This window comes from Rhodoferax sp. TS-BS-61-7 (assembly GCF_002943465.1).
Classification (GTDB): Bacteria; Pseudomonadota; Gammaproteobacteria; order Burkholderiales; family Burkholderiaceae_C; genus Allorhodoferax.
The window spans coordinates 209044-234317 of record NZ_PTQY01000006.1 but is presented as its reverse complement, the minus strand read 5'-3'; the positions used below and the strand labels follow the sequence as shown (position 1 = coordinate 234317).

Annotated in this window: 21 protein-coding genes and 1 pseudogene; 16 read left to right on the top strand and 6 right to left on the bottom strand. The window is 61.9% G+C overall.

Annotation, left to right across the window (positions count from 1 at the left end):
• Positions 1–38 precede the first annotated feature (38 nt).
• Together C5F53_RS16540 and C5F53_RS16535 are read left to right on the top strand one after the other, a co-directional pair.
• Positions 39–2255: a molybdopterin-dependent oxidoreductase gene (locus C5F53_RS16540; RefSeq protein ID WP_105262491.1), complete on the top strand. Its 2217-nt coding sequence runs from the start codon at positions 39–41 to the stop codon at positions 2253–2255.
• A gap of 314 nt (positions 2256–2569) precedes the next feature.
• Entirely contained in the window at positions 2570–3274 is a 705-nt protein-coding gene (locus C5F53_RS16535; RefSeq protein ID WP_105262490.1) for a hypothetical protein, read from the top strand.
• A 56-nt stretch (positions 3275–3330) separates the two neighbouring features.
• Here the strand turns inward: C5F53_RS16535 and C5F53_RS16530 are convergent, their stop codons facing one another.
• The gene (locus tag C5F53_RS16530; RefSeq protein WP_105262489.1) at positions 3331–3723 is read right to left on the bottom strand and encodes a hypothetical protein; all 393 of its coding nucleotides are present in this window, start codon (positions 3721–3723) and stop codon (positions 3331–3333) included.
• Between the two features lie 120 nt (positions 3724–3843).
• On the opposite strand from C5F53_RS16530, the gene C5F53_RS16525 reads away from it, so the two are divergent.
• Positions 3844–4668: a helix-turn-helix domain-containing protein gene (locus C5F53_RS16525; RefSeq protein WP_105262488.1), complete on the top strand. Its 825-nt coding sequence runs from the start codon at positions 3844–3846 to the stop codon at positions 4666–4668.
• Positions 4669–4711: 43 nt separating this feature from the next.
• On the opposite strand, the gene C5F53_RS16520 is transcribed toward C5F53_RS16525, so the two are convergent.
• Positions 4712–5347, bottom strand: coding sequence for a TetR family transcriptional regulator (locus C5F53_RS16520; protein ID WP_105262487.1), 636 nt, complete (start codon positions 5345–5347; stop codon positions 4712–4714).
• A 188-nt stretch (positions 5348–5535) separates the two neighbouring features.
• Here C5F53_RS16520 and C5F53_RS16515 point away from each other — a divergent pair, with 188 nt between their 5' ends.
• The 7 genes from C5F53_RS16515 to C5F53_RS16485 all read left to right on the top strand — a co-directional run bounded on the left by C5F53_RS16515 (position 5536) and on the right by C5F53_RS16485 (position 13622).
• Positions 5536–6798: an efflux RND transporter periplasmic adaptor subunit gene (locus C5F53_RS16515; RefSeq protein WP_105262486.1), complete on the top strand. Its 1263-nt coding sequence runs from the start codon at positions 5536–5538 to the stop codon at positions 6796–6798.
• A 21-nt stretch (positions 6799–6819) separates the two neighbouring features.
• Positions 6820–9975 carry an efflux RND transporter permease subunit gene (locus tag C5F53_RS16510; RefSeq protein ID WP_105262485.1) on the top strand — a complete coding sequence of 1052 codons (3156 nt, stop codon included), beginning with the start codon at positions 6820–6822 and terminating at the stop codon, positions 9973–9975.
• Entirely contained in the window at positions 9968–11401 is a 1434-nt protein-coding gene (locus tag C5F53_RS16505) for an efflux transporter outer membrane subunit (protein ID WP_105262484.1), read from the top strand. The genes C5F53_RS16510 and C5F53_RS16505 overlap by 8 nt, the downstream gene beginning before the upstream one ends.
• 264 nt (positions 11402–11665) lie before the next feature.
• Positions 11666–11968 (top strand): hypothetical protein, encoded by a 303-nt coding sequence (locus tag C5F53_RS20170; protein ID WP_146097384.1) that lies wholly within the window; start codon positions 11666–11668, stop codon positions 11966–11968.
• 93 nt (positions 11969–12061) lie between these two features.
• Positions 12062–12481: a hypothetical protein gene (locus tag C5F53_RS20165; RefSeq protein ID WP_146097383.1), complete on the top strand. Its 420-nt coding sequence runs from the start codon at positions 12062–12064 to the stop codon at positions 12479–12481.
• A 56-nt stretch (positions 12482–12537) separates the two neighbouring features.
• A complete protein-coding gene (locus tag C5F53_RS16490) occupies positions 12538–13119 on the top strand; it encodes a YrhB domain-containing protein (protein ID WP_201740877.1) in 582 nt (193 codons plus the stop codon).
• 41 nt (positions 13120–13160) lie between these two features.
• A complete protein-coding gene (locus C5F53_RS16485; RefSeq protein WP_105262481.1) occupies positions 13161–13622 on the top strand; it encodes a hypothetical protein in 462 nt (153 codons plus the stop codon).
• 118 nt (positions 13623–13740) lie between these two features.
• Here the strand turns inward: C5F53_RS16485 and C5F53_RS16480 are convergent, their stop codons facing one another.
• Positions 13741–14574 (bottom strand): class I fructose-bisphosphate aldolase, encoded by an 834-nt coding sequence (locus C5F53_RS16480; RefSeq protein WP_105262480.1) that lies wholly within the window; start codon positions 14572–14574, stop codon positions 13741–13743.
• A gap of 10 nt (positions 14575–14584) precedes the next feature.
• Positions 14585–15559, bottom strand: coding sequence for an aldo/keto reductase (locus C5F53_RS16475; RefSeq protein WP_105262479.1), 975 nt, complete (start codon positions 15557–15559; stop codon positions 14585–14587).
• A 170-nt stretch (positions 15560–15729) separates the two neighbouring features.
• On the opposite strand from C5F53_RS16475, the gene C5F53_RS16470 reads away from it, so the two are divergent.
• The 3 genes from C5F53_RS16470 to C5F53_RS16460 are packed head-to-tail and all read left to right on the top strand — an operon-like array spanning position 15730 to position 19564.
• The gene (locus C5F53_RS16470) at positions 15730–17226 is read left to right on the top strand and encodes an FGGY-family carbohydrate kinase (protein WP_105262478.1); all 1497 of its coding nucleotides are present in this window, start codon (positions 15730–15732) and stop codon (positions 17224–17226) included.
• On the top strand, positions 17223–18818 hold the full coding sequence (locus C5F53_RS16465; protein ID WP_236635409.1) for a glycerol-3-phosphate dehydrogenase/oxidase: 1596 nt from the start codon (positions 17223–17225) through the stop codon (positions 18816–18818). Before C5F53_RS16470 ends, C5F53_RS16465 begins: the two co-directional genes overlap by 4 nt.
• Complete coding sequence (locus C5F53_RS16460; RefSeq protein ID WP_236635408.1) at positions 18815–19564, top strand: GntR family transcriptional regulator; 750 nt, start codon at positions 18815–18817, stop codon at positions 19562–19564. The genes C5F53_RS16465 and C5F53_RS16460 overlap by 4 nt, the downstream gene beginning before the upstream one ends.
• Positions 19565–19592: 28 nt before the next feature.
• Here C5F53_RS16460 and C5F53_RS16455 read toward each other — a convergent pair.
• Positions 19593–19805: pseudogene (locus C5F53_RS16455) on the bottom strand (4-oxalocrotonate tautomerase family protein); the annotation flags it as partial.
• Between the two features lie 15 nt (positions 19806–19820).
• A complete protein-coding gene (locus tag C5F53_RS16450; protein ID WP_370446747.1) occupies positions 19821–21521 on the bottom strand; it encodes a GMC family oxidoreductase in 1701 nt (566 codons plus the stop codon).
• Positions 21522–21717: 196 nt separating this feature from the next.
• Here C5F53_RS16450 and C5F53_RS16445 point away from each other — a divergent pair, with 196 nt between their 5' ends.
• From C5F53_RS16445 to C5F53_RS16435, 3 genes are read left to right on the top strand one after another with little or no spacing between them, the layout of a single operon-like run.
• The gene (locus tag C5F53_RS16445) at positions 21718–22749 is read left to right on the top strand and encodes a substrate-binding domain-containing protein (RefSeq protein WP_105262475.1); all 1032 of its coding nucleotides are present in this window, start codon (positions 21718–21720) and stop codon (positions 22747–22749) included.
• A 9-nt stretch (positions 22750–22758) separates the two neighbouring features.
• On the top strand, positions 22759–24261 hold the full coding sequence (locus C5F53_RS16440) for a sugar ABC transporter ATP-binding protein (RefSeq protein WP_105262474.1): 1503 nt from the start codon (positions 22759–22761) through the stop codon (positions 24259–24261).
• Positions 24258–25208, top strand: a complete 951-nt coding sequence (locus C5F53_RS16435) for an ABC transporter permease (RefSeq protein ID WP_105262473.1) — start codon at positions 24258–24260, stop codon at positions 25206–25208. Before C5F53_RS16440 ends, C5F53_RS16435 begins: the two co-directional genes overlap by 4 nt.
• The last annotated feature ends 66 nt before the right edge of the window (positions 25209–25274 follow it).

Sequence of the window (25274 nt, the reverse complement as noted above, 5' to 3'; positions counted from 1 at the left end):
AAATGCCGCAGCAACGCGACCAACCCCAGAGGCCCCCCATGAGCGAGACCACCCACCACCGTATTTGCCCCCTGTGCGAGGCCTGCTGCGGCCTGGAGATCAAGGTGCGCGACCAGCAGGTCGTCAGCATCCGCGGGCACGAAGCCGATGTGCTGAGCCGCGGCTACATCTGCCCCAAGGCGATTGCCCTCAAAGACCTGCACGAAGACCCGGACCGCCTGCGCACCCCACGCATCAAGAGAGGCGGCGTGCACGTGGAAGCCACCTGGGAGGAGGCTTTTGCCGAGATCGAGAAACGCCTGCCGCCCCTCATTGCGGCGCACGGGCGCAACGCCACCAGCGTGGCCGTGGGCAACCCGTCGGCGCACAAGATTGGCCTGCTCACCTACTTTGGCAAGCTGGCGCGTGCGCTGGGTACCAAGAATGTGTTTTCGGCCTCCACGCTGGACCAGATGCCCAAACAGCTGGCCAGCGGGTTGATGTTTGGCCACTGGTTGTCCACCGCCCTGCCCGACATCAGCCGCACCGACCTGATGCTGGTGATTGGCGCCAACCCGCTGGCCAGCAACGGCAGCATGTGGACCGTGCCCGACTTCAAGGGCAAAGCCAAGGCGCTGCAGGCGCGTGGTGGCCAGCTCATCGTGATCGACCCGCGCCGCACCGAGACCGCAGCCATCGCCGACACGCACCATTTCATCCGCCCCGGCGCCGACGTGTTTTTGCTGGCCGCCATGGTGCACACCCTGTTTGCAGAAGGCTTGGTGACGCTGGGCCGGGTGGCGCAGTGGGTCAATGGCACGGACGAGGTCAAGACCGCCATTGCCCCCTTCACCCCCGAGGCCGTGGCCGCTCGTTGCGGCATGGGGGCCGACACCATCCGCGCACTGGCACGCCAGTTGGCCCACACGCCACGCGCCGCGGTGTACGCGCGCATTGGCACCTGCACGCAGGAGTACGGCACGCTGGCGAGTTGGCTGGTGGATGTGCTCAACACGCTGACCGGCCATCTGGACATGGAAGGCGGCATGTTGTTTGCCAAGTCCGCCGCGTTTGCCAGCAACACCGCGGGTAAACCGGGTGTAGGCAAAGGCGTGAGCACGGGCCGGCACCACGCCCGCGTGAGCGGCGCGCCCGAGGTCTATGGCGAGCTGCCCATCACCTGCCTGGCCGAAGAAATTGAAACGCCGGGTGAGGGGCAAATCCGTGCCCTCATCACCGTGGCCACCAACCCCGTGCTCTCTAGCCCCAACGGCCCGCGCCTGTCGGCCGCACTGGAGCAGTTGGACTTCATGGTGAGCCTAGACATTTACCTCAACGAAACCACGCGCCATGCCGACGTAATCCTGCCCGGCCTCTCGCCGCTGGAAGACCTGCACTACGACGTGGCCTTCCCCCAGCTGTCCTGGCGCAACCATGCGCGCTACAGCCCGCCGGTGCTGCCGCGCCCCGAAGGCCAGCCGGACGAATGGCAAACGCTGCTGAAGATCGCCGCAATCGTCCAAGGCAAAGGCGCGCAGGCGGATGCAGATGCACTGGACGACGCCCAGTTTGAAGAAGATGCCCAGCGCATGTTTGGCCCGCATGCGGCCGCCATCGTGGCAGCCACCCAAGGCCTGCGTGGCCCGCAGCGCACGCTGGAAGTTGCACTGCGCAGCGGCCCGTATGGCGACCAGTTCGGTCAGAAGCCGGAAGGGCTGAACCTGGCCAAGGTGATGGCAGCTGGCGACAGCGGTGGCATAGACCTGGGCGAGCTGCAGCCCCGTATCCCCGAAATGCTGCGCACACCAAGCGGCAAGGTGGAACTGGCACCGACCTTGTTGCTACAAGATTTGCAGCGCGCCGCGCAGGATCTAAGCCGGCCAGCGCCCGATTTGGTCATCATCGGTCGGCGCGATGTGCGCACCAACAACAGCTGGATGCACAACCTGCCCACGCTGGCCAAAGGCCCGTTCCGCTGCACCGCCCTGGTCCACCCGGATGACGCGGCCCGCCATGGTGTGACCGACGGCGCCATGGCCACGCTGCGCAACGGCACGCGCAGTGTGCAGGCCCAGGTCCACATCAGCGACCAGATGATGCCCGGCGTGGTGAGCCTACCGCACGGCTGGGGCCACAACCTGCCCGGCGCCCAGCTGTCGGTAGCGGCCGAGCGCCCCGGCGCCAACATCAACGCCCTGCTGGACGACCAGCTGCGCGACCCGTTGTCGGGGAACGCGGTGTTGGGCGGCGTGGCGATTTCGATGGAGGCGGCCTGAGGCCGGGCTTGCCGGACGCCCAAAATCAGGCGGGGTTTGCCTCAGCAACTGGGGCCGTCACGCACTGGAGATAGGATGAGGGCTCGCGCCAACCACAATAAGGTCGTTCTGGATGCCACCGATTTTTCCGCCTGATTTAGCCAGTGAAGCCCATGTGAACCAGCTACCCGCGCCAAAAGTATCCGTGCATTACCGGTTTTGCTCCGGCAAATGCCAGGACGAACGCCCCACAGAGGGTGGCATTGAGTTGTCCCCGGGCCGATGGCGCTGCGGTGCCTGCTGGATGGAAATGGCCCGCAAACGGAGCTGACCCCATGAAAAAGTCCCTGCTCGCCCTCGCCGCCCTGTTTGTGCTGCTGGTCGCCGGTGGTGCCTTTTGGTTGCTGGGCAATCTGGATGGTTTGGTGCAGTCGGCCATCCGCAAGTACGGCAGCAGCATGACCGGTGCCACCGTTCAGGTGGCGGCGGTCAAGCTCAAGGCGGCGGACGGGCATGGCATGCTCAAAGGGCTGGTGGTGGGTAACCCCTCGGGTTTCAAAACGCCCTACGCGGTAAAGGCCGACACCATTGAGCTGGAGGTGGATGTGGCCTCGCTCACCAAGGAGGTGGTGCTGGTCAAAAAAGTCGCCGTGATTGCGCCCGAGGTGATTTACGAAAAGGGCGACACCATGACCAATTTTGACGCCATCCAAAAAAACATTGCGCAGTACCTGGGCCCGTCCACTAGCAGCGGGCCAGGCAAGAAGCTGATCGTGCAGGAGTTTGTCATCCGCGGCGCCAAGGCCCAGGTGAGCGCCAGCTTTCTCAACGGGCAAACGGTGACCGTGGCCCTGCCCGACATTGCCCTGCGCGACCTGGGCAAGGCCAAGGGCGGCCTCACGCCCGGCGAGCTGGGCCTGGAGATCACCAACGCGGTGGAGAAACGCCTGCTCAGCTCGGTGAACATGGGCGCACTGGCGAAATCCGTGGGCGGCGCGCTGGACAAAGCCGGCAACGCGATCAAGGATTTTTTCAAGTAAAAAGTGCCTCTAGCCCCCGTAAATACTGCGCGAACAGCTCCTGAATTAATAGCGACCTAGCTGCGCGAGGCTTGCAACTGCAGCGCCGCCAGCACCGCCACCAGACCCGCCTGGGCCAACACATAGGCCACCCCCAGCGCATTGAGCCCCACGCCACCCGCCAACGCCAGCCACACGCTAGCCAGCACCCAACCGGCATTGCCCAGACCCAGCAAACGCACCCCGGCCAGTGGCAAAGGGCGCTGGGCCAGCAGCCAGGCAATCAACCCGACAAACGCCAGCACCGCCCAGGCCGAGCCCTGCACCAGCGCCACCGGCGCCCCCAGCGTCTGCGACACCAGGCCCGGCGCAACGAGTGACAGTGCGGCCGAACCAGCACCGGTGATGGCGTCCAGCCACAACACACGGCGAATACCTGCGGGGGAAGTGAAAGCAGCAACAGCGGACATACAAAACTCCTGGTGGTTAAAAGAAGCCCCGATGGTGCGGCGCGCGGCGCGGCAAAGCCATTACCTCGCAGGTCATGCGCGCCACACCACAAGGGCACGGGCCGGCGCTACCATGCCGCCATGCACACCCACACCGGCCCCTCCTCTGCCCCCACCAGCTTTGGCCAACGCCTGCGGCACTGGCGCCAGCACCGCCGCCTGAGCCAGCAAGAGCTCTCAAGCCAGGCCGACATCTCCACGCGGCACATGAGTTTTCTGGAAACCGACCGCTCGGTGCCCAGCCGTGAGATGGTGCTGCGCCTGGCCGAGCGGCTGGAGGTGCCGCTGCGCGAGCGCAACCAGCTGCTCACCAGCGCGGGTTACGCCGCCATGTACCGCGAACGCCCGCTGGACCACCCCGACATGGCCGAGGCACGCGCCGCGGTGGAGCTGATCTTGCGCTGCCACGAGCCCTACCCCGCGCTGGCCATGGACCGGCACTGGAACATGGTGAGCGCCAACCGCCTGGTGCCGGTGTTTCTGAACAACATTGCGCCCGCGCTGCTGCAGCCCCCGGTGAACGTGCTGCGCCTGAGCCTGCACCCCGAGGGCCTGGCGCCGCGCATTGCCAACCTGGGGCAGTGGAAACACCACCTGTTTGAACGCCTGCGCCAGCAGATCCACAGCACCGGCGACGCCACGCTGCAGGCGCTGTTCGACGAGTTGCAAGGTTATGGCGCCAGCCACGGCCCGGACCGCGCCCACCTGCAGGGCGAAACGCGGGGCGTGGTGATGCCGTTTCAGCTGGACACGGCACACGGCCAGCTCAACTTCATCAGCACGGTGACGATTTTTGGCTCGCCCATGGACATCACGCTGCAGGAACTGGCGCTCGAAACCTTTTTGCCAGCGGATGCCAACACCGCGGCGGTGCTGCAGCAGTTTTATAAGGAAATAGGGCCCTAGCCCCTGTGGATATTGCGCAAGCAGCTCCTAAAACAGGAGCAACTCAGCGCGGGGCTGGCGTCGGTTTTGGAGCCAGGCCGTGCAAGTAGGCGTCCAGCGTGGCCAGGCCCACGGCCTCCAGGTCGAAGGCACCGGGCGACAGCAACCAGTTGAACTTGAGCCCGCCAATCAGCGCAAACAGGCCCAGCGTGGCGTGGCGCAGGTCCATGTCGGTGCGCACATGCCCCTTGTCGCGCGCCAGCTCCATCAGGCGGTGCATGTCGTCAATACAGTCGTTGCGCCCGGCGATGTGGCGCTCGCGCATGCTTTGCAGCTCGTCCACGTACTCCACCTTCTGCGTCGCAATCTCAAACACGCGGCGCACCTGGTCGTTGTGGGCAATCTGCTGCAGGGCCGAGAGCGTGTTGCGGCGGATCTTGTCCAGCGGCTGCTCCTCGTCGGCGGGCCCCATTTCGGTCATGCGCGCCATCATGGGCAGGGTCACCCGTTCCATCATGGCGTGGAACAGCTCGCCCTTGTTCTCAAAGTGCCAGTAAATGGCGCCGCGCGTCAGCCCCGCGTCCTTGGCAATTTCTTGCAAAGACGTGCGCGACACCCCGCGCTGGTGAAACACACGTTCAGCAGCGTCCAGAATCAATTCGCGGGTGGCTAGGGCGTCTTCTTTGGTTTTGCGGGCCATGGTTTGACCTCATAGGAATGTGGGGATATTGTAGTTTTTTTCAAACATACATTCGTGCATGTATGTATACTAAACCCCATTGCCGCGGTATGGTTCTGTTTTTATTGAGGGTTTGCCCTAGATCAAATCGCCGGCAAGCCCCTCCCCCGATTGCCTCCCCAACTACCTTTGTCACAAGGGAAATCTGTATGTCGCTGTTCCGTCAGACCCAGGGCCGTGCGCCCTTTACCTCTACCGGCCGCGTGGCCATGCTGGCCATTCCATTGGCCGTTGCCCTGGTCGCTTGCGGTGCCAAAGACGGCGCCCCCGGCGCCGGTGGTGCTGGCGGTGGCATGCCCCCGGCAGAAGTGGGCGTGGTCACCGTGGCCTCCCAGTCCGTGGCCCTGCAGTCCGAGCTGCCCGGCCGCGTGAGCGCCCAGCGCGTGGCGCAAGTGCGCGCCCGTGTGAACGGTGTGGTGCTGCAACGCCTGTTCCGCGAAGGCAGCGAGGTCAAAGCCGGCCAAGTGCTGTACCAACTGGATTCCGGCCCCTACCGCGCCACCTTTGAAAGCGCCCAAGCCACCGTCGTGAAGGCCCAGGCCACCCTGGCCCAAGCCACCGCACAGGTGGAGCGCAACAAGCCTTTGGCAGACGCCAACGCCATCAGCAAACAAGAATTCACGACCCTGCAAACCACCCAGCGCCAGGCAGAAGCCGATGTGGGCGTGGCCAAAGCGGCGGTGGAAACTGCACGCATCAACCTGGCCTACGCCACCATCACCGCCCCGATTTCCGGCCGCATCGGCCAGTCCTCCGTGACCGAAGGTGCCCTGGTCGGCGCTGCCGATACCACCGCGCTGGCCACCATCCAGCAAACCGCCTCGGTGTACGTGAACTTCACCCAAAGCAGCACCGACGTGCTGCGCCTGCGCAAAGCCATTGCCTCCAAACAATTGCGCGCCGCCGGCGATGGATCGGTGCCCGTGCGTGTGGTGCTGGAAGACGGCACCGAGCTGGCCAAACCCGGCAAGCTGCTGTTCAGCGACCTGACGGTGGACGCCACCAGCGGCCAGATCACGCTGCGCGCCGAGGTGCCCAACACCGACGGCCTGCTGCTGCCCGGCCAGTACGTGCGTGTGCGCCTGTCGCAGGCCGAGCTGCCTTCCGGCATCTTGCTGCCCCAGCAAGCCGTGACCCGCACCAACCAGGGCGACACCGTGCTGGTGGTGGGTGCCGATGGCAAACCCGGCCCCCGCCCCGTGAAGGTGGGCAACGCGCAGAACAACCAGTGGGTGATTTTGGATGGCCTGAAAGAAGGCGACCAGGTCATCGTGGACGGCTTCCAGAAAATGATGGTGCCCGGCGCCCCCGTGAAGCCGGTGCCCTGGACAGGCGCTGCGCCTGCCGCCGCCGGCGCACCCGGTGCCGCTGCATCCGCCCCTGCCGCTGCCGCATCGGCCGCGGGCAAATAAGCACACACGAGGCACTTTTCCATGGCCCAGTTTTTTATCAACCGCCCCATCTTTGCATGGGTGATCTCGCTGTTCATCCTGGTGATGGGCGGCGTGGCGATTACGCAGTTGCCCATCTCGCAGTACCCACCGGTGGCGCCGCCCTCCATCGTTGTGAACACCGCCTACCCCGGCGCGTCGGCCCAGACGCTGGAAGACAGCGTGTTGTCCGTCATCGAACGCGAAATGAACGGCTCCCCCGGCCTGATCTACATGGAGTCGGTGGCGCAAGCCGACGGCTCCGGCAGCATCACGCTGACCTTTGAGACCGGCACCAACGCCGACCTGGCCCAGGTGGACGTGCAAAACCGCCTGTCGCGCGCCACCCCGCGCCTGCCCGCTGCGGTGACGCAGCAGGGTGTGCGCGTGGACAAGTCACGCTCCAACTTCTTGCTGTTCACCATGTTGTCTTCGGACAACCCGGAGCTGGACACGATTGCGCTGGGTGACTACGCCTCGCGCAACATCGTGCCCGAGTTGCAGCGCCTGCCCGGCATCGGCCAGGCCCAGCTGTTTGGTACCGAACGTGCCATGCGTATCTGGGTAGACCCGGCCAAGCTGGCCGCCTTCAACCTGTCCACCGCCGAGGTAAACGCCGCCATCCGCGCCCAAAACGCGCAGGTGTCGTCGGGCGCCATTGGTGACCTGCCCAACATCACCGGTCAAAGCATTGCCGCCACCGTGGTGGTGAACGGCCAGCTGGGCAGCGTGGCGCAGTTTGGCAACATCGCTCTGCGCTCTAACGCCGATGGCTCGGCCGTGCGCCTGAAAGACGTGGCCCGCATCGAGCTGGGTGCCCAGAGTTATGGCACCTCGGCCCGCCTGAACGGCAAACCCGCCGTCGGTATCGGCGTGCAGCTGTCCCCCAGCGGCAACGCCATGGCCGCAGCCAAGGCCGTGCGTGCGCGCATGGAACAGTTGCAGGCCTACTTCCCCGCTGGTGTGAAGTGGAGCATTCCGTACGACAGCTCGCGCTTTGTGCAAATCTCCATCTCGCAAGTGGCCGAGACGCTGGTCGAAGCCGTGGTGCTGGTGTTCCTGGTGATGTTCTTGTTCTTGCAGAACTGGCGCTACACCATCATCCCCACCATCGTGGTGCCGGTGGCCCTGCTGGGCACCTTTGCCACGCTGCTGGCGCTGGGCATGTCCATCAACGTGTTGACCATGTTCGGCATGGTGCTGGTGATTGGTATCGTGGTGGACGACGCCATCGTGGTGGTGGAGAACGTCGAGCGCATCATGAGCGAGGAAGGCCTTCCGCCGCTGCAGGCCACCCGCAAGGCCATGGGCCAAATCTCCGGTGCCATTGTGGGCGTGACCGTGGTGCTGATTGCGGTGTTTGTGCCACTCGCCTTCTTCTCGGGCTCGGTGGGCAATATTTACCGCCAGTTCTCGGCGGTGATGGTGAGCTCCATCGCGTTCTCGGCCTTCCTGGCCCTGTCGCTCACCCCTGCGCTGTGTGCCACGCTGCTCAAGCCTGTGGAGGCTGGCCACGCGCATGCCAAAACCGGCTTCTTTGGTTGGTTCAACCGCCGCTTCAACAGCACTGCCAAGGGTTATGAGAGTGTGGTCACGCGCCTGCTCAAAAAGGCTGGCCGTTACCTGGTCATCTACGCCGCCATCATTGGTGCCGTGGCCGTGGTCTACCTGCGCCTGCCTACCTCTTTCTTGCCGGGTGAAGACCAGGGCAACATCATCGTGAACGTGCAGCTGCCCCCGGGTGCCACCCAGGCGCGCACCTTGTCGGTGATGCAGCAGGTCGAAGGTTTCATCTTGAAGCAACCCGAAGTGCAGAGCATGGTGGCCGTGTTGGGCTTCAGCTTCTCGGGCCAGGGCCAAAACGCGGCGCTGGCGTTTGTGACGCTGAAAGACTGGGCCGACCGCCCAGGCCCCGCCCACTCTGCGGAGGCGCTGGCTGGCCGTGCGTTTGGCGCACTCATGGGCATTCGCGATGCGTTTATCTTCCCGCTGAGCCCGCCCCCCATCCCCGAACTGGGTTCGGCCTCGGGCTTCACCTTCCGCTTGCAAGACCGTGCAGGCAACGGACACGATGCCCTGGTCAACGCACGCAACCAGCTGCTGGGCATGGCCTCCAAGAGCAAGGTGCTCACGCAAGTGCGCCCCGACGGTCTGGAAGACGCGCCCCAACTGCAAATCGATATTGACCGCGACAAGGCCAGCGCCCTGGGCGTGAGTTTTGATTCGATCAACAGCACCATCTCTACGGCGCTGGGTTCAAGCTACATCAACGACTTCCCCAACGCGGGCCGCCTGCAACGCGTGGTGGTGCAAGCAGATGCCACGGCGCGTATGCAGCCCGACGATTTGTTGAAATTCAACGCCATGAACAACCAGGGCAAGGCCGTGCCGCTGTCCGCCTTTGCCAGCACCCGCTGGATCAAGGGCGCCATGCAAACCGTGCGTTACAACGGCTACCCCGCCATGCGTATTGGTGGTGCGGCAGCCGCTGGCTTCAGCACCGGCGAAGCCATGGACGAGATGGAAAAACTCGCGGCCCAGTTGCCGCCAGGCTTTGGTTTTGAGTGGACCGGCCAGTCGCGCCAGGAAAAACAGGCCGGCTCACAAGCCACAATCCTGTACGCCTTCGCCATCCTGGCTGTGTTCTTGTGCCTGGCCGCGCTGTACGAAAGCTGGTCCATCCCGCTGTCGGTGATTTTGGTGGTGCCGCTGGGCGTGCTGGGTGTGGTGCTGGCCACCCTGTTCCGGGGTTATGCCAACGATGTGTACTTCCAGGTCGGCCTGATCACCATCATTGGTCTGTCTGCCAAAAACGCGATTCTGATCATTGAATTTGCCAAGGACCTGCAGGCCCAAGGCAAGAGCGTGATCGAGTCGGCCCTGGCCGCGGCACACATGCGCTTCCGCCCCATCGTGATGACCTCCTTGGCCTTCATGCTGGGCGTGTTGCCCCTGGCCATTGCCAGCGGCGCCGGCTCGGCCAGCCAGCGCGCCATCGGCACCGGTGTGATCGGTGGCATGGCGGTGGGCACGGTCCTCGCGGTGTTTTTTGTGCCCATCTTCTTTGTGGTGGTGCGCAGCATCTTCAAGGGCAGCGAACGCCAGCGCCAATTTGACGCAGAACACGGACACCAAATCGGAGTGGATACCCATGAGTAAGCATTTCTCCCCCAGCCGCCCGGTGGCGCGCTTGGCCACCCTGTCAGCCGCGCTGTGGCTGGCCGGTTGCAGCTTCATCCCCACCTTCAGCCGCCCGGCGGCACCGGTGGCCGAGAGCTTTGCCACCGCAGCGGAACCAGCCCCTGCGGCCAACGCGACCGCCCGCACCGCGGCCGACATTGAATGGCAAACCTTCTTCAAGGATGCGCGCCTCAAGCGCCTGATTGAGCTGGCCCTGCAAAACAACCGCGACCTGCGCGTGGCCGTGCTCAACATCGAGCAAACCCGCGCCAAGCTGCAGGTGGCCCGCGCCGACCAATTGCCCACGGTAAACGCCGGCATCAACGGCAGCCGTGGCCCGGCCGCCAACGGCGCCGTCACCAGCAGCTATACGGCCGGCCTGAGCGTTACCGCGTATGAGCTGGACTTCTTTGGCCGCGTGCGGGCCCTGAGCCAGGCCGCCCAGGCCCAGCTGCTGGGTACCGAAGAAGCCCGCAAGACGGTGCAGATCAGCCTGATCGCGTCGGTGGCCAACACCTACCTGAACCTGCTGGCCGACGACGAACTGCTACGCGCCACACGTGAAACACTGAAGACGCGCCAAGAGTCGTTGCGCCTCATGCAGCTCAAGTTTGATAACGATGCGGCCTCCAAGCTGGACCTCAGCAGCGCCCAGTCGTTGCTGGAAGCTGCCAAGGTGTCGCTGGCCCAACTGACCCGCCAGCGTGCCCAAGACGAAAACGCCCTGGTGCTGCTGGTGGGCCAGCCCCTGCCTGCCGACTTGCCCGCCGGTGTGTCCATGGCCGAGCAAGGCTTTTTGAGCGACCTGCCAGCTGGTGTGCCATCGGAGCTGCTGGTGCGCCGCCCCGATGTACGCCAGGCCGAGCAAAACCTGCTGGCCCTGAACGCCAACATTGGTGCCGCACGCGCGGCTTTCTTCCCGCGCATCACGCTCACCGCCAGCGCGGGTGTGGCCAGCAACGACCTGGAAACCCTGTTCAGCAACGGCACCAGCGTCTGGAGTTTTGTGCCCCAGCTGCTGATGCCGCTGTTTGACGCGGGCCGCAACCAGGCCAACCTGGAAGCCGCCAAGGTGAACAAGGAGATTGCCGTGGCCCAGTACGAGAAGGCCATTCAAACGGGCTTCCGCGAAGTCGCCGACGCCCTGGCCGGCCGCGCCACGCTGGGCGACCAGCTGCAGGCACAGACCGCACAACTGGAAGCCGAAAAGACCCGCATGGGCCTGACCGACCTGCGCTTCCAGAACGGTGTGGCCAGCTCGTTTGACGTGCTGGACGCCCAACGCTCGCTCTTCACCGCGCAGCAAGCGGTGGTGCAAGTGCAGGCGCTACAACTGCAAAACCTGGTCACCTTGTACAAGGTGTTGGGCGGTGGCTGGACGGAGGCTGCTGCAGAGCAGAAATAATAGCCAAATCGGGCTCTAGAGCCCATGAATATTGCGCAAACAGCTCCTAATTTAGGAGCTGTTTTTGTTTCTGGCTTGGTTGTATTGATGGCGACTCTGCACGTTTTCGTGGATTCGCGGTTTATTTTTTGGGATTAGTACAAGACCCTATACTTCCTGAAAAACGAGTGAAAGCAATCACTTAGCTGCTGCAAAGGAGGCGCGCACCATGAACATTCGGCCATGTTTTTTCGCAGTTCTGCGGTCTATATCAAGTGAGGCTGCATGAACGACCCGCGTCTCTTCAAGCAATCGGGCATCGTTGAAGAAAATCTAAAAGATGCACGCCGCTATCTCGTTGCTTCAAGTTCTTCATTCAGTGAGGTAACCACGTCTCTCGATCAATTTGATGAGTTCCTTGACCACAATGAGCTTGGCCTCGCCCTGCAAGAAATTGCCACCATAGGAGAAAACCACCTGTGCAAAGCTGCGTTCTGGCGCAGGCTTGAGCAAGCAGCACTGGCGATGGAGCAGGTCGAAATCGCAGCCGAGTTTCATAAGAAATTCTTGGCAACAGTTAGCGGGTGATTGGCTATGCTGAAGATGACGCTTAACACTTTGGTCCATGCGGATACACAGCAGCGGGCCAGTGCCCTCGGACGTTAATACTCCCAAAACAAAATGTTTTTAGCACTCAAACGAAAAGTTGTTGATGGGGTTCTGGTCGTTGTCGATGTGGCTGGCTTGGTTCTGTCTGTTGCAGGAGCTTCCCTTGTCGCTGTCCTCGGAAAACTGATGCTCGCGGTGGTCCTGGGTGCAATCGCGCTTGGCTTCTTTCTGCGCCTTGCTGGCCGCCACAGGCAACAAACACTCGCACCTGCACCCACGCCAACTTGGTGCTACTTCGCGTCTGTCTTCTTGGCTGCTGTCGAGGTCGCCTTGCTCGTCGAAGCCACTAACCTGCCCATTCGTTTCAACCAATCAGGCTTTGAGCCCTGGCACTGGGCACTCGTGGTGGTCGCGCTCGTCGTTGCATATATGGTGCATATGCAAGTCTTCCGCTCCTTCACCCGGAGGCAAGCTGTTGCAGCGCAGCCTTAACAGATCAGCCCATGCGGACAAGCAAACTCCAGCTGCAGTTTGGCGGTGTGTGCCGTATGCCAGTGACATTGGACGTTACCAATCAAATGAATCTCAGTCTTTCCCAAGCCAACGAGGTTGCTAACCGTGAGCTTCTTTCACGAAGCTCTATCGGGGTAGAACTGCAATTGCTCTCCAGTAAGACCGAGGAATTCGACGTCGGTTGGGTCTTTTACTATCAATCCGCTCGCTACATGAAGACCGGCGACTTCAGGAATTCTGTTGCAGGCAACGCACCACTATTTGTTTCACGCTCTGATGGACACCCTTTTTTCGTCAGCTATCACCGACCACTTGCAGAGTCAGTGGCCGCCTTTAAAGCTTGCGGGAATCCAAATGCAAAAGAGGTGCCCGAGGTTTTCATCAATGGTTGGCGCAAGGATGCGCTAGTCATATCGGCGATTCAAGCCGTTCGTCAGCACTCCACCCTTGGACTTGCGCAAGCGAAGAACGCGGTCGACTTGTGCCTTGCGAGTCAGCCTTCCATTGTGTCCACTCTGTCCGTTGCAGAGGCAAAAGCTCTTGTTCTTGCTCTCGCATCAGCCGGCTTTGAAGCGCGGGTTCGCTATGAAAGTTATGACTTGAGCATCCCAACATAAACGCTAAAGCTATGCCAAATTTCAGAATATTCACCTCTCTCATGCGCCGCACAACTGCATGGACATTCTTCTTTGCAGCCACCCTTGCATTTGGGCAGAGTGAAGACAGCGCACTCAAGATGGTCAAAGCCCTGCGCCTCGGTGACAACCTGGCTGGCTTGACCTACCAAATCGCCAAGACCACGACTACTTTCAAAATCGTAGAGACGACACTTAATCCACAAAAGGCCGATGAGTTACTGAAGGCGGAAATGGCACTGGTTTTGCCAAAGTACCGGGAGCAATGGAATGCCAACCTCGCGCAGGCATGGGCGCCACTGATGACTGCTGCAGAGTTCGATTCCGTAGCGTCGGACAAACAACAATCTCCTTTCGCAGGAAAGTTCGTTTCGTTGCAAGACAAAGCGGGGGCGGCCATGAAAGTCAACTCCGAGCCGCTCCTAAAAACAGTTTTGAAAGAGGTCCTTAGCGGCGTCTTTGAGAAGGCAACGCCGAAGAAATGAACTACAAGGGAAACACTCGCAAGTTCAAGCGGGAATGAGAGAGTAATCGGCCGATATCCCCCGTGGATATTGCGCAAACAGCTCCTAACTTAGGAGCTGTTTTTGTTTCAAGCTTCGTCTACTTACCTTCGTACAACGCCCAAGCCTCTTCCGCGCTGGCCCCGTTATGGATCATGGCCATCAGGGCTTTGACCACTGCTTGCGGGCTCTGGTGCTGGTACACATTGCGGCCATACACCATGCCCACCGCGCCCTGGTCCAGCAGGGTGCGGGAGCGGGCAAAGACTTGGCGCAGGTCTTCGCGGCCACCGCCACGCACCAGCACCGGGCAGCGGGCGGCCTCCACCACGCGGTGGAATTCATTGGCATCTGCCGTGGGGTCGGCCTTGATGATGTCGGCGCCCATCTCGCGCGCCAGGCGCACCAAGGTGACAATTTTTTCGGCATCACCGTCCACCATGTAGCCGCCCTTCTCGCTGTGCGGGCGCATCACCAGTGGTTCGATCATCAGGGGCATGCCGTACTTGTCGCAGTCCGCACGCACGATGGAAATGTTCTCCACACACTGGCGGAACAGGTCCGGTTCATTCGGCAGCATGAACAGGTTGACCACCACACACGATGCATCCATCTGCACCGCAGGCAGCACCGGGTCTTTTTTGTTCTGCAGCAGCGCCCACATGACGCGGTGCACGGTGGCGTTGTAGGGGTTGCCCATGTCCACGCGCATCACCAGCGCGGGCTTGGTACGGCCGGGGCGGCGTTGCAGCAGGTCGGCCTGGCCATAGTTCATCTGGATGGCATCGGGCTGGGCCTGCACCAAGGCGTCCACCACCGCGGGCATGTCTTCTAGCCCATCCAGAAACGAAGGTTCGTTGCAGACACCGTGGTCAATGGCGATATCCAGACAGCCGCCGTTTTGGAACAGCCGTTGGAGGCGAATCTCTTTCATGGGTTTTCCTTTAAACAATCGTGTGCAAATGGGTTTGGGCGGCGGCGGCAATGGCTTGCAGCTCGGCCGGGGTGAGTGCGATGGCGCCAGCACCGGCGTTGTCTTGGGCCTGCGCGGGCGTGCGGGCGCCGCACAAGGCCACGTCCACGTTGGACAGGGACCAGGCAATCATCAGCTGCCCATAGCTGCAGCCGTGGTAGGCGCGGATGGGCTCGACAGCGGCAAAGAAGTTCACCAGGTGCGCCCGGTTCTCGGCACTGAAGCGGGGGTTGTCTTTGCGCTGGTCGTCGCCCCCAAACACGCGCGCGGGGTCGATGGGGCCGGCCAGCAGGCCCAGCGCCAGCGACGAGTAGCCGTGCACCGACACCTGGTTGGCGCGGCACAGGGGAATCAGGTCTTTCTCGATGCCGCGGTCCAGCAGGCTGTAACGTTCCTGAATCGCGTCCACCGGGCCATAACGCAGGTACTCGGCCAGGATAGCCTCGTCGGCATTGCTGATGCCGATGGCGCGGATTTTTCCCTGCTTCTTCAGACTCAGCAGCGCCTCCATGGTTTCGGCAATGGGCGTGGTCGCGTCTTGCCAGTGGGTGAAGTACAGGTCGATGTAGTCGGTCTTCAGGCGGGCCAGGCTTTGCTCTACCTCGTGGGCGATGGACTCCTTGCCCAGGTAGCGGTACACGTCTTTGCCTTCTTCGTTAAAGAACAGGGTGCCGCGTTGGGTGTGCCACACCAATCCGCATTTGGTGGCCAGCACCACCTGGTCGCGCCGCCCCTGGATAGCGGTGCCCACCAGTGCTTCAGCATGGCCCAAGCCATACGCCGGCGCGGTGTCGATGAAGTTGACGCCCGCGTCCAGCGCGGCGTGGATGGAGCGGATGGCGGCCCCGTCGTCGTTGCCACCCCACATCCACCCGCCCATGGCCCAGGTGCCCAGGCCCACGCTGGAGCACAAGATTCCCGAAGACCCCAATACATTGCTCTTCATTTGTTCATTCCTCTGAGTTCACGGTCGCTGTCACACCACCAAGTTGTTATGACATGTTTATGAGTTTAATGGCCTGAATCGGCCAATTTTATTGGCGTTTACCCTAGTGTTGGCAAACCTTGACTCATATGATGTAATGACAAGTCAAAAGAAACAGAGGGTGTTGTTGCATGGCGAGTCACATTTACATTGGCCTGGATCTTGGCTCCACCAGTTTAAAAATTGCGGCATTTGATGGGGAGAGGGGTACCGTGCTGGCGCAAGCTGGTGCCGCCATTCCTTGGCAGCGGGCGTCCACCGGCACCTGCCAGGTGCCCGGCAACGTGCTACGCCCGTTGATCACGGGTTTGTTGGCGCAGGTGAGCCAACAGCTGGGCGCACGTGCCACCGATGTGGCTGCGATGGCCTGTGTGGGCCATGGTGGCGGGCTGTATGTGGTGGATGCCGCGGGTGCGCTGCACGATGACTTTGCGGTGTCGTCCACCGACCAGCGTGCCACGCCGATTGCCAATGCCCTGGCGCAGACCCAGGCGCGTCAGCTGTTCAGCACGGTGGGCACAGGCCCCTGGTCGGGGCAGCCGTCCATGATTGCCGCCGACATCGCCCGGCTGAATCCGGCTGCCTTTCAGCAAGCAAGCACTCTCTTTTTTGCCAAAGACTATGTGGCCATGGTGCTGTGCGGCGAGCGCGCCACCGACTACAGCGACGCCAGCACGGCGGGCCTGCTGGATAGCACCACAAGACGTCCTTCAGAGTTGGCATTTGCGGTGGCCCAGGTACCCCCATGGCGGCCGGACCTGCTGGCCCGCCTGCAAGACAGTGGCAGCCCGCTGGGGCAATTGCGCCCCGAGCTGGCCGCCCACACGGGGCTTCCAGCATCTATTCCCATTGCCATGGGAGCCATTGATTTGTATGGCGCCATGGCGGGTGTGGGCGCCACGCAGGTGGGAGACGTTGCCGCGGTGTTGGGCACCTGGTGTGTGAACGCCGCCATCGGTGCAAACGACGGCTCCATTGCCACGGTTTTGAATGCCGCGGCGGCTGGCATCAGCAATGTGGTGCTGCTGGACTCCAAAAAATCCGTCATGGTCATGAACAACAGCGCGGCGGGCATGGCCAACACCACCTGGCTCTCCAACACGCTGCAGCACAGCACTGCGGACCTGCTGAATGCTGCGTTCACTTCGGTGCCAGGCGCCCATGGTCTGCGCTATATCCCGTTCATCAACGGCGGTGGTGATGCCAGCGCAGGTTTCCTGGGCTTGCGGGCCTTTCACACACCCGCCGACATGGCACGCGCTGCGGTGGAAGGTGTGGTGGCCCTGCATGCCAACAACCTGAATGCCCTGGCGGCCAGCGGTTTGCCGCGCCGCCGCCTGTTTGCACTGGGCGGAGGCGCCGGCGATGCACGGCTGAGTGCCCTGCTGGCCACCATGCTGGACAGCACGGTTTACACACCCGGGGCCGACGAGAGCGGCGCACGCGGCGCGGCCATGTTCGCGGCGTCGGCCGTGGGCCACACACCCGCCCCACTGCAAGCCGCACTCCAACAGGTGGACCCCATCGCAGACCAGCGCAGCTTCTACGGCCAGTACCTGGCCAACTTCCAGGGCCTGTTGGCCGACATGGGGCCTGTCTTCGCCCGGTTGAACCAGCCTCTGCCATGAACGCGCGCCCCATGCACGAACCCAAACCATCCGCACACGCCCGCCCCGCCAGCATCCAGGGACAACACTTTCAGGTGGTCATTGTGGGCGCCGGCATCAACGGCATTGGTGTCTTCCGCGACCTGTGCCTGCAAGGTGTGCAGTGCCTGCTGATTGACAAGGGCGATGTGGGCAGCGGTGCCAGCAGCGCGCCCTCCCGCATGATCCACGGCGGCCTGCGCTACCTGGAAAACGCCGAGTTTTCGCTGGTGAAGGAGTCGGCCCAGGAGCGCAACAACCTGCTGTTGACAGCCCCGCACCTGGTACAGCCCCTGCACACGGTGATCCCGTTGTCCTCGCGACTGGGAGGACTCTTTGGCAGCGTGCTGCGCTTCTTTGGGGCCAACCCGCCGGCCCGGTCGCGCGGCGTGTTGGCCGTTTCTCTGGGGCTCAAGCTGTACGACCTGATGGGTCGAAAAAACCGATCTCTGCCCGGGCACCGCGTGGCATCCATCAGCCAAGCAGACAAGGCGCTGCTGTCGGACGATGTGCGTTGGACGGCACACTTTTATGACGCGTGGATCAATCACCCCGAACGTTTGATGCACGAACTGATCGCCGATGGCCACCGGGCCCAAAGCCGATCCGTCGTTTGCAACCATTGCGAACTCGCAGAGTTCACTGGCAACCGGTTGACCTTGCGGGACACGGTGCTGGACACCGACATCGGTGTGACGGCCGATGTGGTGGTGAACGCCACCGGCGCCTGGCTGGAGCAACTGAGTGGCCTCTTTGGGGTGCCCAAGGGTCGCCTGGTGGGTACCAAGGGCTCACATTTGGTCATGGACCACCCTGCCCTGCTGGCCGCTCTCAAGGGGCGCATGGTGTACTTTGAGGCGAATGACGGGCGGGTCTGCATCGTGTATCCGTTCCGGGGGCGGGTGCTGGCCGGGTCCACCGACATTCCGGTGGTGAACCCCGACAAGGTGCAGACCGACGCTGCCGAGATTGACTACCTTCTGGCAGTGTTGCAGGAGGTCTTTCCGCGATTCGCATTTTCCAGGGAGCAGATTGTTTACACCTTTGTGGGGGTGCGGCCGCTGGCCACCATCCAGTCCAGCAACGGTGTAGCGGGCAAGCCCGGCAAGATCTCGCGTGACCACCATGTGATTGTGGACGGCCCCGACGGGGCTAGAACCCTGCCGGTAGTGAACCTGGTGGGCGGCAAGTGGACGACCTTCCGGGCACTGGCCGAAGAAGCCACCGACGCCGTGCTCCCCCTGGTCCACAAGCAACGAACGGTGTCTACCGTGGGGCTGCCCATCCCCAGCGTCGACCTGGGCTTCGATGGGGCAGACATACAATCCCTGCGTCGCTTGTGTCGCCTGACCGGGGTGGTGCGTTTGTCCGACCTGGTGTTGCACCGCAGTCTGGCGGCCTTCCTGGGGCATCTGGACCATGCCGCGCTGGAAACCATGGCCCAGGCGGCGAGCGAGGAGCTGGGCTGGGGCGTCGACCGCACACACGCGGAGGTGTCCCGATGCCGGTCCATTCTTGTCAACAAACACAATATGCGGCAACTAGCTGAAGCCCATGAGAAAGACTGTGTGTGACCTCACGACCCTTGAATTTGCTGCAACGCGATAGCGGAACTCCTTTGTGGATTCAGCTGCGGGACATTCTGCGACAGCAAATCGTCAGTGGTGAATTGGGTGTCAACGCACAGCTGCCCTCGGAGGCCGAGCTGGGCGAGATTTATGGCATCTCGCGCATCGTGGTGCGCGAAACGCTGTCGGACCTGGTGCGCAGCGGGCTGATCTACAAGATCAAGGGCAAGGGTGCCTTCATCTCCACACCCAAACGCGATGAAGACTTCATCTCCATGGTGCTGGGCTTCTCGGACGAAATGGCGCTCAAGGGCCGCGTGGTCAAAACCCAGGTGCTGCACCAAAGCCAACGCGCACCGGACGAAAAAGAAGCCGTTGCGCTGGGCCTGCAAAGCAACTCCGAAGTGACATCCCTGCGGCGCCTGCGCAGTGTGGACGGCAATATCCGGCTGCTGGTAAGCACCGCCATTCCCACCGATGTGGCGCCCGAGCTGCACAAGATTCGGCTCGAAGACAAATCCTTGTACGAAGTGTTGCGGCGCCAATACGGCCTGCATGTGGCCAAGGCCGAGCGCTGGATAGACGCAACGCTACCGGACGCCGAAACCATGGAACTCTTGCAGCTGGAGACACCGGAGCCCCTGCTGCGCATTGAGTCCGTCGCCTTCACCAAAGACGGGCGCGCCGTGGAGCACTACGTGGCGCTGCACCGCTGCCAGAACACCCGCCTGCACGTGCGCACCCAAGCCTGAACGCCAGCGACCCGACGCACAGAAGGCGTCAGGTCTTTGGTGCCGACGCGGCCCTGCGGTCCAGCACCAGCCGCCCTTCCAGCCCCCAGTCTTCATCTGCCACCTCGTGAATGAGGATGTGCGTGCGCTCGGGCTTGGCGCCGGTCACGCGGCACAGGGTCTGCGTGATCTCGGCGACCAGCGTGCGCTTCTGGTCAACGCTGAGCCCAGCGATGACTTGCAGGTTCACAACGGGCATGGAGGGAGTCCTTGAAAGTTATTCACCCGCGCGAATCCATGCGGCTGCTTTCTCCGCAATCATCAGCGTGGGGCTGTTGGTGTTGCCACTGACGATGGTGGGCATGACGCTCGCATCGGCAATGCGCAGCCCGCGTATGCCATGCACACGCAGCCGGGCGTCGGTCACTGCCATGGGGTCGTCGGCCACGCCCATCTTGGCCGTTCCCACCGGGTGGAAGATGGTGGTGGCAATGTCGCCCGCCAACTGGGTCAACTCGGCGTCGGTCTGGTACTGCACACCGGGTTTGAACTCTGCCGGTGCGTACGGTGCCATGGCGGCTTGCGCCATGATGTTGCGCGCCACCCGCAACGAATCGGCCGCGACCTGCTGGTCGTCCCGTGTGCTCAGGTAGTTGGGTGCTATCGCAGGCGCCACGGTGAAATCGTTCGACTTGATGGCCACCCCGCCCCGGCTGGTCGGGTTCAGGTTGCACACACTGGCCGTGAGTGCAGGGAAGTTGTGCAGGGGTTGCCCAAATGCCTCCAGGCTCAGCGGCTGCACATGAAACTGGATATTGGGGTGCGCCCGGCTGGCATCACTGCGGGTGAACACACCCAGCTGCGACGGCGACATGCTCATGGGCCCGCTGCGCGACAGCACATACTGCATGCCAATTTTGAGCTGGCCCCACCAGGAGTTGGCCAGGGTGTTGAGCGTAAGTGCGTTCTTCACGGTGTAGACCGCGCGGATCTGCAAGTGGTCCTGCAGGTTCTGGCCCACACCATCCATTCGTTTGACCAGCGGTATGCCGAACTTTGCCAACAGGTCGGGTTGCCCCACCCCGGAGAGTTGCAGCAGCTGCGGCGTGCCAATGGCGCCGGCGCACAACACCACTTCCTTGCGCGCCTTCAGCACCACACGCTGCCCGCCGCGGATCACTTCCAGCCCCTGGCACACGGTGGCGCCTTGGCCGTCTGGCGCCAGCACCAGCTTGCTCGCCTGCGTCTGCGTCCAGATGGTCAGGTTGCTGCGCTTGCGCACGCTGGCGTTCAAAAAGGCCTTGGACGTGTTCCAGCGAAAACCCGATTTCTGGTTGACCTCAAAATAGCCCACACCTTCGTTACTGCCGGTGTTGAAATCATCGCTCTTGGGAATGCCCGCCTGCTCTGCCGCGGTGGCAAATGCATCCAGCAGGTCCCAGCGCAGACGTTGCCGCTCCACCCGCCACTCTCCTCGCCCGCCATGTAAATCCGCCGTGGGGAAACTGCCGGTCTGCAGGTGTTTTGCATCCAGCCGGTGGTGCCACTCGTGCTGCTTGAAGTGGGGCAAACAAGACGCCCAACTCCACTGCGTGTCACCCAGTTCCGCGGCCCAGGCGTCGTAGTCGCGCGACTGGCCCCGCATGTAAATCATGCCGTTGATGCTGGAGCAGCCCCCCAGCGTTTTGCCACGCGGATAGATCAAGGACCGGCCGTTCAGGCCGGGGTCGGGTTCGGTGCGAAAACACCAATCCGTTTTGGGGTTGTTGATGCAGTACAGGTAACCCACGGGGATGTGGATCCAGTGGTAGTTGTCGCGGCCGCCGGCTTCTACCAGCAGCACCGAATTTTGGGGGTCTGCGCTGAGCCGGTTGGCCAGCAGGGCGCCAGCGGTTCCGCCACCCACCACGATGTAGTCATAGTCAGCCATGCCAGACACCGCCTGGTGCCCGCTGCTGAAGTGCCCGTTAGTCGTCATTCTCAAAAACCTTTGTCATCACACATACATGTCATGACATCTTATCTGACCTTATGGGCTTGTTTGTACGGGTTTCTCCTTATATTCCTGCCATTTTTTGTGAACTACAGTCAATCCTGTCATGACAACAAAACCCTGTTTCATGTCATCGAGCTGACCAGACAAGCAACTTTCCAAAAGCAATGAAGGAGTCGAAATGAGGCGTGATTTTCTAAAGACAGCTGCGGCTGCAGGTGCCGGAATGGCATCTTTGGGCGCGTTTGCACAGACTGCAAATGCCGTTGGCCTGCGTGGCAACCCCAATGACACCTACGTGATGAACGTGATGGTGAGCGGGGTGGAATATTGGTTCCCCGTGTACGAAATGTTCAAGTCCTTGGGCAAATCGCTGGGCGTCAAAACACGCTACTCGGGCACGCCCGAATACGACGTGAACAAGCAGTTGGCATCGTTTGAGCAACAGCTCGCACGCAAGCCTGCCGGCATCTTTTTGCACCCCATGAACCCCGATCCGTTCATTGAACCCATCGCCCGCGCAGCCGCCATGGGCATTCCGGTGGTGACATTTGCCGCCGACTCCCCCAACTCCAAACGTGTGTCGTTTGTCACCTCGGACAACTTCCGCGAAGGCGCTGCAGCGGCCGACGCCATTGCCACGGCCATGGGCGGCAAAGGTGAATACGCCGTGCTGGAAAACCCCGGCCAGGACAACCACGACCGCCGCATCTCCGCCTTTGTGGACCGCATGAAGGCCAAGTACCCCAACATGAAGCTGGTAGGACGTGCGGCCACCAACCAGGATGCCAACAAGGCTTACCAGGCCACGCTGAGCCTGATTCAGGCCAACCCCAACCTGGGCGCCCTGTTCATGCCCGAAGCCAACACCGCTCTGGGTGCGGCGCAGGCCAAGGTGGAGTCCAAAAAAGACATCAAGGTGATGTGCTGCGACGTGAACGCCAAGATCCTGGACATGATCAAGTCGGGCGACGTGTTCGGCTCCATCAACCCCAACCAGGGCATGCAAGGTTTCGCGGGCATGATGCTGCTTTTCATGGCGAAAAACACAGCGCTGATTGACCCCATGAACGACGCCAAGCGGGCGGGTAACAACCCCATGTCGGTGCCCTTCCTGGACAACGGCTTGTCGGTGGTCAGCAAGGCCAATGCGGACGACTTCTACTGGGACAAGTACCTGACCCGCCGCGGTACCAAAGGCATTAACGAGTAAGGATTGAGGATGCTGCTCGAATTACGTGGAATCAAGAAATCATTTGGTGCAACCCATGCACTTGCGGGGATTGATTTTTCACTCGAAAAAGGACAAATCCACGCAGTCTGCGGCGAGAACGGCGCAGGCAAATCTACCTTGATGAAGGTCATCGACGGCATTCTGCAACCCGATGCGGGACAGCTCCTGATGGAGGGGAGTCCCATACGCATCAAGGATCCCGGGCACGCAGCCGAGCTCGGAATCTCCCTCGTGCACCAGGAGATATCCCTCTGCGGATGCGCCACGGTAGCCGAGAATATTTTCATGTGCGAAGTCAACCAGTCCAAGCGGCTGTTGATGGACTACGCAGCGCTGCAAGTACGGGCCCAGCAGATCATCCAGCGCCTGGGCAAGGACATTGACACGGCCACCCTGGTGGAGAATTTGAGCCTGTCCAACCAGCAGCTGGTGGAGATTGCCAAGGCGCTGGCGCTGGACTGCAAGATCCTCATCCTGGACGAACCCACCGCCGCACTCACAGAGGTGGAGTCCGAATCGCTGTTCAAAATCCTGCACGAACTCGCCAATGCGGGCATAGGCATCATCTACATCAGCCACCGCATGGCGGAGATCTTTGAGCACTGCTCGCATGTGACCGTGCTGCGCGATGGCGCCAGTGTGTTCACCGGCAAGATCCAGGACACCACCGCAGACGAGCTCATCAAGAAAATGGTGGGCCGCGAACTGGGCGCCTATTACCCGGAGAAATCCCAGACCATAGGCACACGGCCCTTGCTGGAAGTCACCTCTATCAGCGACGCAGACCGCGTCCATGCGGTGTCGCTGCAAATCATGCCCGGCGAAATTCTGGGCATCGCAGGCCTCATGGGGGCCGGTCGGTCCGAGATTGCCAAGGTGATCTGCGGCATCACGCCCCAATGCGGCGGCACGGTGACCATGAACGGCGCCCCCGTGGACACCCGCACCTACCAAAAGGCGTTGGCCCATGGCATTGCCTACCTGAGCGAAGACCGCAAGTCTGAAGGCGTGTTCCTCGAACTGCCGATCCAGTCCAACATCGCCTCCATGGCGTTGGCCCGGGTTCAGTCCAAATTCTTCACGGTCGACCCGGCCAAAGAAACCGAGCAGGCCCAAAGGCTGGGACAGAAATTAAAGCTCAAGGCCAGCAGTGTGGCCGCCAATGCCGACAGCCTGTCGGGTGGCAACCAGCAGAAAGTGGCCATTGCCAAACTGCTGGCCACCAACCCAAAAATTGTCTTTATGGATGAGCCAACCCGAGGTGTCGACGTGGGCGCCAAGGCCGAGATCCACCAGGTGCTCCGGCAGCTGTGTAACGAGGGTGTGGGTGTGGTCGTGATCTCGTCCGAACTCCCCGAAATCATTGGCTTGTGTGACAGAACCATCGTGATCCGCAATGGAAGTGTCGCGGGCGAACTGCGCGCAGAAGCAACCACCGAAGAATCGATTTTGCGCATGGCATCCGGATTGAAACAGGAATCAGAACAATGAAATTGAAAACCAGCAATCTCCGTGAAGCGGGATTGATCGTCATCATTACGGCGCTGTGCATCGCCATGTCGTTTGCATCCGAATTCTTCCTCACCTGGGAAAACATTCGCGCCATGCTGCTCTCCTTTGCCATCGAAGGCATTGTGGTCGTTGGCATGACGGTGCTGCTGATCGTGGGGGGGATCGACCTGGCAGTCGGCTCGGTCGTCTGCCTGGCCATGGTGATTGTTGGCGCACTCTTTCTGATGGGCCTGGACCCCTGGTCGGCCAGCCTGATTGCCATTGCAGCCAGCGCGTTCATCGGCCTGTGTATGGGCCTGTGTGTCACTAAGATTGGCCTGAGCCACTTCATTGCATCCCTGGCCTTTATGGTTATCGCGCGTGGCCTGAGTCTGGCTATCACACAGGGTACACCCCAGTCGCTGTTTGCCCTGCCGCCCGAATTCAAGGCGATTGGGCAAGGCACCGTGGGTGGCGTGCCCATCGTGATCCTGATCTTTGCGGCGATTGTCATCATCAGCGACTTTGTGCTGCGCAAGTCCACCCTGTTCCGCAAGGTGTTTTACACCGGCAGCAATGAACGCGCAGCCATGTACGCGGGCATCAACGTCAACCGCGTGAAGCTCTGGGTCACCGTGTTTTGTGCCACCATGTCGGGCATTGCCGGTGTCATCTACACGGCGCGCTTCGGCGCCGCCACGCCCACCTTCGGTGTGGGCATGGAGCTGAACGTGATCGCCGCGGCGGTGATTGGCGGCGCCAGCCTCAAGGGCGGCTCGGGCACCATCTACGGCGCCGTGCTGGGTCTGGCGTTGCTGTCCGTGGTCACCAGCTCGCTGATTCTGTTGGACGTATCGGTGTACTGGCAGGACGTCATCAAGGGCGGCATCCTGCTGCTGGCGGTGTCATTGGACCACTGGATGAATACGCGCAAGGCGCGCAAGTAACCACCGCTTAGGCTACGGGCTACTGCAGCTTACTTACAAGCCAAACTAGCCTCTAGCCCCCCGTGG